This window comes from Marinomonas foliarum, from assembly GCF_003337275.1.
Taxonomy (GTDB): Bacteria; Pseudomonadota; Gammaproteobacteria; order Pseudomonadales; family Marinomonadaceae; genus Marinomonas; species Marinomonas foliarum.
In genome coordinates, this window is sequence record NZ_QPJQ01000036.1 from 40,508 (window position 1) to 50,093 (window position 9,586).

7 protein-coding genes and 4 tRNA genes are annotated in these 9,586 nt (G+C 43.5%); 10 read left to right on the forward strand and 1 reads right to left on the reverse strand.

Going from position 1 to position 9,586, the window contains the following annotated elements:
* Positions 1 to 19 precede the first annotated feature (19 nt).
* From alaS to DFP77_RS16170, 7 genes are all read left to right on the forward strand, one after another.
* Complete coding sequence (alaS, locus tag DFP77_RS16140; RefSeq protein ID WP_114413255.1) at positions 20 to 2,638, forward strand: alanine--tRNA ligase; 2,619 nt, start codon at positions 20 to 22, stop codon at positions 2,636 to 2,638.
* Between the two features lie 45 nt (positions 2,639 to 2,683).
* Positions 2,684 to 3,925: an aspartate kinase gene (locus DFP77_RS16145; RefSeq protein WP_114413256.1), complete on the forward strand. Its 1,242-nt coding sequence runs from the start codon at positions 2,684 to 2,686 to the stop codon at positions 3,923 to 3,925.
* Between the two features lie 143 nt (positions 3,926 to 4,068).
* On the forward strand, positions 4,069 to 4,257 hold the full coding sequence (csrA, locus tag DFP77_RS16150) for a carbon storage regulator CsrA (RefSeq protein WP_110577005.1): 189 nt from the start codon (positions 4,069 to 4,071) through the stop codon (positions 4,255 to 4,257).
* 58 nt (positions 4,258 to 4,315) lie between these two features.
* Positions 4,316 to 4,405: transfer RNA gene (locus DFP77_RS16155), tRNA-Ser, on the forward strand.
* A 59-nt stretch (positions 4,406 to 4,464) separates the two neighbouring features.
* Positions 4,465 to 4,541: transfer RNA gene (locus tag DFP77_RS16160), tRNA-Arg, on the forward strand.
* Positions 4,542 to 4,596: 55 nt separating this feature from the next.
* Positions 4,597 to 4,673: transfer RNA gene (locus tag DFP77_RS16165), tRNA-Arg, on the forward strand.
* A 59-nt stretch (positions 4,674 to 4,732) separates the two neighbouring features.
* Positions 4,733 to 4,809, forward strand: a tRNA-Arg gene (locus tag DFP77_RS16170).
* Positions 4,810 to 4,857: 48 nt separating this feature from the next.
* On the opposite strand, the gene DFP77_RS16175 is transcribed toward DFP77_RS16170, so the two are convergent.
* Positions 4,858 to 5,784: a tRNA dihydrouridine synthase gene (locus DFP77_RS16175; RefSeq protein ID WP_181858580.1), complete on the reverse strand. Its 927-nt coding sequence runs from the start codon at positions 5,782 to 5,784 to the stop codon at positions 4,858 to 4,860.
* Between the two features lie 228 nt (positions 5,785 to 6,012).
* Between DFP77_RS16175 and DFP77_RS16180 the strand changes: the two genes are divergently transcribed.
* Genes DFP77_RS16180 through DFP77_RS16190 form a run of 3 tightly spaced genes read left to right on the forward strand, consistent with a single transcriptional unit; the run spans position 6,013 to position 9,285 of the window.
* Complete coding sequence (locus DFP77_RS16180; RefSeq protein WP_114413258.1) at positions 6,013 to 6,258, forward strand: OadG family protein; 246 nt, start codon at positions 6,013 to 6,015, stop codon at positions 6,256 to 6,258.
* A gap of 38 nt (positions 6,259 to 6,296) precedes the next feature.
* Complete coding sequence (gene oadA, locus DFP77_RS16185) at positions 6,297 to 8,093, forward strand: sodium-extruding oxaloacetate decarboxylase subunit alpha (protein ID WP_114413259.1); 1,797 nt, start codon at positions 6,297 to 6,299, stop codon at positions 8,091 to 8,093.
* A gap of 19 nt (positions 8,094 to 8,112) precedes the next feature.
* Positions 8,113 to 9,285, forward strand: a complete 1,173-nt coding sequence (locus tag DFP77_RS16190; protein WP_114413260.1) for a sodium ion-translocating decarboxylase subunit beta — start codon at positions 8,113 to 8,115, stop codon at positions 9,283 to 9,285.
* Positions 9,286 to 9,586 lie beyond the last annotated feature (301 nt).

Genomic DNA, 9,586 nt, shown 5'->3' on the forward strand with positions numbered 1-9,586 from the left:
GATAGAGTCTCATCCCATTATGAAGAGTTCTGAGTTACGCCAGTCATTTTTATCGTACTTTGAAAGTAAGCAGCATCAAATCGTGGAGTCCAGCTCTTTGGTTCCTGGAAATGATCCAACGTTGCTGTTCACCAATGCTGGTATGGTCCAGTTTAAAGATGTGTTTTTGGGTGAGGACCTTCGTCCATACTCACGAGCAACGACATCTCAGCGTTGTGTTCGAGCAGGTGGTAAACACAATGACTTAGAGAATGTCGGTTATACCGCACGTCACCACACTTTCTTTGAAATGTTGGGTAACTTCAGTTTTGGCGATTACTTCAAAAAAGACGCTATTCATTATGCGTGGGAGTTTCTAACGGTTGTGCTGAAGTTGCCAACTGAAAAATTGTTGGTAACCGTTTACGCAGACGACGATGAAGCCTTTGACATTTGGAATAAAGACATTGGTCTGCCAGAAGAGAAGATTATTCGTATTGGTGATAACAAAGGTGGTCGTTATCAGTCCGATAATTTCTGGGCGATGGGCGATACTGGCCCGTGTGGTCCTTGTACTGAGGTCTTTTTTGACCATGGTGAACACATTTGGGGTGGGCCTCCAGGCTCTCCTGAAGAAGATGGTGACCGTTTTATTGAAATTTGGAACGTAGTTTTCATGCAGTTTAATCGTTCTACTGATGGCAATATGGCGCCTTTGCCTAAGCCTTCTGTTGATACTGGCATGGGCTTGGAGCGCATTGCTGCGATTCTGCAAGGTGTTCATAGTAACTATGAAATTGATTTGTTCCAAAATCTGATTAAAGCTGCTGCGAAAGTGGTTGGTACTCAGGATTTGAGTGCACAGTCTCTGCGTGTTATTGCTGACCATATTCGCTCTTGTTCTTTCATGATTGTTGATGGTGTGATCCCGTCTAATGAAGGCCGTGGTTATGTCTTACGTCGTATTATTCGTCGCGCTATACGTCACGGTAACAAGCTAGGTCAAACAGGTATCTTTTTCCATAAATTGGTAGAAGCGCTTGATATTGAGATGGGTGAAGCCTACCCGGAGTTAACAAAGTTAAAAGAGCGTGTTGCTTCTATTCTATTAAAAGAAGAAGAGCAGTTTGCTAAGACGCTTGATCAAGGGATGAAAATCCTTGAGGAAGCGATTTCTGAGCTAGGTGATAAAAAAACTATTCCTGGCGAGACGGTGTTTAAGCTTTATGACACTTATGGTTTTCCTGCTGATTTAACCAATGATGTTGCTCGTGAAAATGAGTTGGAAATAGATGAAGCTGGATTTGAAGTGGCAATGGACGCACAGCGTGCTCGTGCTCGTTCTGCAAGTAACTTCTCTATGGATATGTCTGGCAGTATTGAGTTGGACTCGGTTACTGAGTTCACTGGCTACGACAATCTGGCGGGGGCTTGTGAAATTGAGATGATCCTTGTTGATGGTGAATCTGTTAAAACGATTGAAGCTGGTCAAATTGCTGCCGTGATTTTGAAATCTACGCCTTTTTATGCAGAATCTGGAGGCCAAGTTGGTGATCAAGGTTGGTTGAGTGGCTCAGGTGCTTTCAAGGTTTCTAACACAACAAAGCAAGCCAAAGCGCACTTGCATTATGGTGAGCTGAAAGAGGGGAGTTTGACAGTTGGTGAGCAAGTGACAGGTGAGGTGGATCGTACTTTACGTATGGCGACCACATTGAATCACTCTGCGACTCACTTAATGCATGAGGCACTGCGTCGTATCTTAGGAGACCATGTTCTGCAGAAAGGTTCTTTGGTGAATGCTGAGCGTTTGCGCTTCGATTTCTCGCATTTTGAAGGTGTTACGGCGACAGAGATCGAGCAAATCGAAGACATGGTTAACGAACAGATTCGCTTAAACCGTCCAGTAGAAACCGACATCATGGATGTTGAGTCTGCTAAAGCGAAAGGCGCTATGGCGTTGTTTGGTGAGAAATACGACAGTGAAGTACGTGTATTGACTATGGGGGCTGACTACTCGATTGAATTGTGTGGCGGTACTCATGTTAGCCGAACGGGTGATATTGGTTTCTTTAAGATTGTAACAGAAAGCGGTATTGCTGCTGGTGTTCGTCGTATAGAAGCGGTGACCGGTAAAGTTGCGATTGATATAACTCGTCAGACAGAATCAGTTCTTGATGGTATTGCTAGCCTTGTTAAGGGTAATCAAGACAGTGTTTTTGATAAGGTTGTTGCCTTGAATGATCATGCGCGAAGCTTGCAAAAAGAGTTGGATACGGTGAAAGCTAAAATGGCCGCTTTAGCGGGCGCTGATTTGGCTTCGCAGGCCGTAGATATTAACGGTGGCAAGTTGCTTGTTACTCAAGTGGAAGTGGAAGATCCAAAAGCATTGCGCGATTTGCTTGATGAATTGAAGAGCAAACTTGAATCTGCAGTTATTCTTTTAGCGGCAGTTAATGATGGCAAAGTAAGTCTGATTGCTGGCGTGACAAAAGAATTGACCAAAAATGTGAAGGCGGGTGATCTGATTAAGATGATTGCGCCTTTGGTTGATGGTAAAGGTGGTGGTCGTCCTGATATGGCTCAGGCTGGTGGTAATAATCCAGATGGTTTGCCTGCTGCGCTTGCGTTGGTGCCTGATTGGGTTGCTGAACGAGTATAACTTGATACGCTCTGTTTGAGCTTTGATTTGGGTGATAGAAAGATTATGGCGTTGTTAGTTCAAAAATACGGCGGCACTTCGGTAGGTACTATAGAGCGTATCGAAGCAGTTGCAGACCGGGTGTTAAAGCATAAGCAGCAAGGCGATGACATAGTGGTTGTGGTTTCGGCTATGAGTGGTGAAACCAATCGGCTGATTGATCTTGCTAAAAGTATCAATGCTGCCCCTAATGCGCGAGAGATGGATGTTCTTTTGTCGACAGGAGAGCAGGTTACCATTGCGCTTTTATCGATGGCGCTGATGAAGCGTGGTCTTGATGCGCGTTCTTATACTGGGTCTCAGATTCGTATTACAACTGACAACGCGCATGGTAAAGCCCGAATTCAAAAAATTGATACCGACGCGATGCGTGCAGATTTAGACGCTGGGCGTGTGATTGTTGCAGCAGGTTTTCAAGGGGCTGATGAGTTCGGTAACATTACGACTTTGGGTCGAGGTGGCTCTGATACGACGGGGGTGGCTTTGGCTGCTGCTTTAAAGGCTGATGAATGCCAGATCTACACGGATGTTGATGGAGTTTACACGACTGACCCAAGAGTAGTAGATAGTGCTCGACGTTTGGAAAAGATCACCTTTGAAGAGATGCTGGAAATGGCCAGCCTTGGTTCTAAGGTATTGCAGATTCGTTCTGTCGAATTCGCAGGTAAATACCAAGTACCACTAAGGGTTCTGTCTAGTTTTGTAGAAGGTGAAGGTACATTGATTACAACTGAGGGGGTTAAGGGTATGGAGCAGCCAGCGGTTTCTGGGATTGCGTTCAATAGAGATGAAGCAAAATTAACCTTGAAAGGTGTGCCAGATATACCCGGTATCGCTTCTCGTATTCTTGGGCCTATCAGTGATGCGAATATTGAAGTAGATATGATTGTTCAAAACGTATCTGTAGATGGTACGACAGACTTCACCTTTACCGTTCACCGCAATGAATATGATCAGGCACTTTTGACATTGAATGCGATCGCTAAAGAGCTTGGTGCGAACGCTGTCTTGTCTGATGCCAAGATTGCTAAAGTTTCTATTGTGGGGGTAGGGATGCGCTCTCATGCTGGCGTGGCGAGCACTATGTTCAAAGCCTTGGCGGCTGAGTCGATAAATATTCAGTTGATTTCGACATCTGAAATTAAAGTTTCAGTCATTATTGATGAAAAATACATGGAATTGGCTGTTCGAGCGTTACATTCCGCATTCAAATTAAACGAAGTGTCACCAGGGGTGAGTGAAGAGTAACAATTGGATACATAAAACCCTGTATGGATGGATGGTTTAATTTTTAGAGAGGCGCTACAATAGGGTCTTGTAGGAATTGCCCTACACTGTGTGTCAGGCAATTCTGCTAAAATACTAAAAGCTATTACAGGGAGATTACTCAAATGCTTATTCTTACTCGTCGTGTTGGTGAAACTTTAATGGTTGGTGATGAAGTTTCTGTCACTGTGTTGGGCGTAAAAGGTAATCAGGTTCGTATCGGTATTAATGCACCGAAAGATGTTTCTGTTCATCGTGAAGAGATTTATCTTCGCATTCAAAAAGAACAAGACGACCAAGATTTAGAAGATTAATTTTTAAAAAAGCCTTTACAAGACAAATGTGTCGTATATAATGCGCCCCACTTGTTACGGAGAGTTGGCCGAGTGGCCGAAGGCGCGCCCCTGCTAAGGGTGTATGGGTTAACACTCATCGAGGGTTCGAATCCCTCACTCTCCGCCATTTCAAGTCTTATTTAGAAGCTATCCTTTCTAAATAAAAAGAGAGAAAGAAATTGTAGTGCACCCGTAGCTCAGCTGGATAGAGTACTCGGCTACGAACCGAGCGGTCAGAGGTTCGAATCCTCTCGGGTGCACCATTTCAAAAAATACATTTTGTTTTATCCAGAATAAAATGTGGGAATAAATTGCTATGCACCCGTAGCTCAGCTGGATAGAGTACTCGGCTACGAACCGAGCGGTCAGAGGTTCGAATCCTCTCGGGTGCACCATTCCTTCCTTAATACATTTTTTATTTATCCACATACAAGATGTAGTTAAAAATTGCTATGCACCCGTAGCTCAGCTGGATAGAGTACTCGGCTACGAACCGAGCGGTCAGAGGTTCGAATCCTCTCGGGTGCACCATTTTCTCTTCTTTTTTTCTCCTTTGCTATTCTTTTTATGTCCCCTTTGTTATTTCATAATGTCTTTAAAAGACGCTGCTATTTCGTTTGTGCTTTTGCTGCGACGTAATACCTGCAGGTTTTCTTTGATTTCTATAAAATTGAATCGTAAATGCCCGCACCATTGTTTTAATCTGCCAAGTGTTGCAACTTCATCATAGTGCTGTTGTAGTTCATTGGTGTAGCTGTTGAACAGATTTATAAATATTGCTTTATCAATGTTGCTTTTGTTCCCGTTTAGCTCTGTCCTTAGTTGTTGAAAAATAAATGGATTGTTAAGTGATCCTCTTCCAATCATAAAGTGTTGGCAACCAGTGATAGATTTGCAGCGTAGTAAAGACTCTGTATCTATAATGTCTCCATTTGCAACAATAATCATTTTTGTTTTGTCTTGAATTTCGCCAATTTTTTCCCATCGAGCGGGAGGCTTGTAACCATCTTTTTTAGTTCGCCCATGAATAGTGAGTGTGTCTACTCCCGCGGTTTCAATAGCTGCAACATTTTCAAATAAGAGCGCTTCATCTTCGAAACCTAGGCGGATTTTTGCAGAGACAGGGATTTTGCTCGGTAGATTTTTGCGAATCGCGCCCATTATTTTGTGTAGTGAATCAGGGGTTTGCAGTAAAACTGAGCCACCACCATGCCCGTTTACACGTTTTGCTGGGCAGCCAAAATTCACGTCGATATGTGTTGCTCCAGCCTCAACTGCATTGGATGCGCTATGTGCCATTAGTTCAGCGTTGCTACCTAGTAGTTGTGTGTGTACCGGATGGTTGTATTGGGTTTTGGCGTTATGCTGGTTTTCCGGTACGAGGCGCTTAAACGTACTTGAAGGGATTGGGTATTGGGTAACTCTGATAAATTCTGAAACTAAGTAGTCCATTCCGCCAATTTTGGAAAGTAATGCCCGCATTGTGTGATCCATGACGCCCTCCATGGGCGCGACGGCTAATACAATATTGTTGCTGTGTGTCGTATTTATTGGGAGTGATGCTTTTTCTAGGGAATTGTTCACGAAATAAGTCTAACTGTTATGCAAAAAAAATATGAAACTGTTCTGGTTTGTGATAAAAACTATCTATTACAAATAAACAGTGCTGCTGGGTGTGCATCTGACCACATAAGGTCTGTACAAACAAGGCAAGATAGATAAGGTGTTAATGCTATGAATGGGCTGCTAGAAGATGGTTTTGGGCTAATGGTCTTGGGAATGGGATTTGTTTTCCTGTTTTTGATTATTTTGATATTTGCGACTAAATATATGTCGCGCCTGCTTAATTATTTATTTCCTGAACAGCCTGTCGTTGCGCCAAATTCGTCTAAGGGTTTGAATTCATCTGGTGTTGATGCGCAGCTAACAGCAGTTATTACCGCAGCTGTTCATCAGCACCAAAAAAGCAAAAAATCCTAATTTCATATTAATAACTTTACTCTTTACGAGGCTGAAACATGACAACAACAAAGCAACCTCTTGGCATTACTGATGTCGTTTTGCGTGATGCTCACCAATCCTTGTTCGCTACGCGGATGCGTATTGACGATATGCTCCCTATTGCTGAAAAGCTGGATCAAGTTGGTTTTTGGTCGCTTGAATCTTGGGGTGGGGCGACGTTTGATGCTTGTATCCGCTTTATCGGTGAGGATCCATGGGAGCGTATCCGTGAGCTTAAAAAGGCCATGCCTAATACGCCTCAGCAGATGTTGTTGCGTGGACAGAACCTGCTTGGATATCGCCACTACGCGGATGATGTTGTTAATAAATTTGTTGAACGTGCCGCTTTTAATGGCGTAGATGTTTTCCGAATTTTTGATGCAATGAATGACCCTCGTAACTTAGAAACAGCTATCAAGGCGGTTAAGAAGCAAGATAAGCATGCGCAAGGTACGATTTCTTATACTAAAAGCCGAGTGCATACGACTCAGAACTGGGTTGATTATGCTAAAACCCTTGAGGATATGGGGGCTGATTCTATTGCGATCAAGGATATGTCGGGAATTTTGACGCCATATGATGCTTTTGAATTAGTGAGCTTGCTTAAAGCTCAGACTCAATTGGAAGTTCAGTTGCATGCACACGCAACTTCTGGCTTGTCGGATATGACGATTTTAAAAGCAGTTGAGGCTGGAATCGATCGTGTTGATACAGCAATTTCTTCTATGTCGATGACTTATGGTCATAGTGCAACAGAATCTGTAGTTGCAGCTTTACAGGGTACAGATAGAGATACTGGTTTGGATCTAGAGTTATTAGAAGATATTGCTTCATATTTCCGAGAAGTGAGAAAGAAATATGCGAAGTTTGAAGGGTCTCTTCGTGGTACGGATTCTCGTATTTTGATAGCACAAGTTCCTGGCGGCATGTTAACTAATATGGAGAGTCAGTTAAAAGAGCAGGGCGCTGCAGATAAATTCGACGAAGTGTTAAAGGAGATACCAAAAGTTCGTGAAGATCTAGGTTTGATTCCGCTTGTAACGCCTACCTCTCAAATCGTTGGTACTCAGGCTGTTTTGAATGTGCTTACTGGTGAGCGCTATAAATCTATTTCTAAAGAAACGGCGGGAATTTTGAAGGGGGAGTATGGGGCTGCGCCTGCTGAGTTTAATAGTGAGCTACAGTTGAGAGTTCTGGATGGTGCTGATGCCATTACTTGTCGTCCTGCGGACTTGCTAGCCCCGGAAATGGATAAGTTGACTGAGGAGTTGGTTGGTCTTTCAAAGGAAAAGAATATTTCGCTATCAGGTGATCAGATTGATGACGTTTTAACTTATGCCTTGTTCCCACAAATAGGTCTTAAATTTCTGCAAAATCGTGGTGACTCCAGTGCTTTTGAGCCTGTGCCGACAATTGATGATGTTGTTGATAGTAAACCTACGGTTGCAAGTGCGTCTTCGGGTGAGGCAAGTGTTTATACTGTTTCGGTTTCAGGGCAGAGTTTTGTTGTTCAGGTGTCGGAAGGTGGTGATGTAAGTAATATTCAGCCTGTTGCAAATACTCAAGCTTCCCAGGTTCAGGCATCAGCTCCAGCTAAAGCTTCAGGTGAGGGTGTGCCTTCTCCATTGGCTGGAAATATATTTAAAGTGCTAGTGTCTCCGGGGCAGCAAGTTGAAGAAGGTGATACGGTGATGATCTTAGAGGCAATGAAGATGGAGACTGAAATCTCTGCGCCTAAGTCAGGTGTCGTGGGTTCCATTAATGTAAAAGAAGGTGACTCCGTACAGGTCGGTCAGTCGCTTTTTACTTTGTAATTAAAGGAACCAGTTAAAAATGGAAAACAAATTATTAAACCTTTATTACGATACAGGAATTTATCAATTAGAGCTTGGCCAGTTTGTGATGATCTGTGTTGGTTTGTTGTTGGTCTTTCTAGCTATAAAGAAGGGGTTTGAGCCGCTGTTACTTCTACCGATAGGTATTGGTGCTGTGCTCGTTAATATTCCTGGGGCTGGATTTATGGCAGCTCCGGTTTACGATGCGACCGGACACATGGTGTCGCCTGGTGGGCTACAATATTATATCTACCATGGAGGTATTGAGACGGGGTTGTTTCCGTTGCTTATTTTCATGGGGGTTGGTGCAATGACGGATTTCGGTCCTATGCTTGCGAACCCGAAAACATTGCTTCTTGGTGCAGCTGCACAATTTGGTATTTTTGCTACAGTGATTGGTGCTGTGTTTCTTGGTGCTTCAGGTATCATGGACTTCTCGTTAGCTGATGCTGCTGCGATCGGCATCATTGGCGGTGCTGATGGTCCGACTGCTATCTTTGTTGCTAGCCGATTGGCTCCTGATCTGTTAGGTGCCATTGCAGTGGCTGCTTATTCATACATGGCATTGGTGCCACTTATTCAGCCGCCAATTATGCGGGCTTTGACAACAAAAGAAGAGCGCTCAATTAAAATGGAGCAACTCAGACCTGTCACTAAGAAAGAGAAAATTGTCTTTCCTATTGTTGTGACTATTCTTGTTGCTATGTTTTTGCCATCTGCGGCCCCTCTGCTTGGTATGTTTTGTTTTGGTAACTTGATGCGAGAGTGTGGTGTTGTTAATCGCTTGAGTGACACGGCTCAAAATGCATTGATCAACATTGTCACTATTTTCTTAGGTTTGGGTGTGGGTTCCAAGTTGAGCTCCGAGGCTTTTTTGAATTTAGAGACGCTTGGGATATTGGGCTTAGGCTTGGTTGCGTTTTCTATTGGCACGGCAGCAGGCGTATTAATGGCGAAAACAATGAATCGATTCTCGAAAGAGGCAATAAACCCATTGATCGGGGCTGCTGGTGTGTCTGCTGTTCCTATGGCGGCACGTGTAGCTAATAAAGTGGGGCTTGAGGCGAATAAACAAAACTTCCTCTTAATGCATGCGATGGGACCGAATGTAGCTGGTGTTATTGGTTCTGCCGTAGCGGCAGGTGTAATGTTGAGTTACGTTGGTGGTTAGTGTTTAGCTCTGTTCAAACAAAAGGCACTTAGGTGCCTTTTGTTTATTTGGGACTTTATAGCTAAAAACAAAAAAACTTTCAGAAAAGAGCAAAAAGAGCTTGCGCTAAAAAATTCAGAATGTATTATACGCCCCCACTGACACGGAGAACAACGCAAGCAACGGTTTGCAACTTACCTTGGTAAGCAAGTTCAACGACACGTCAAACGCTCTTTAAAATAGATAATCAGATAATTTGTGTGGGCGCTCGCTAGAGGCTTCAGAAGATTGTCCGGATTGGTTTTTAACTGATTCTAGATGA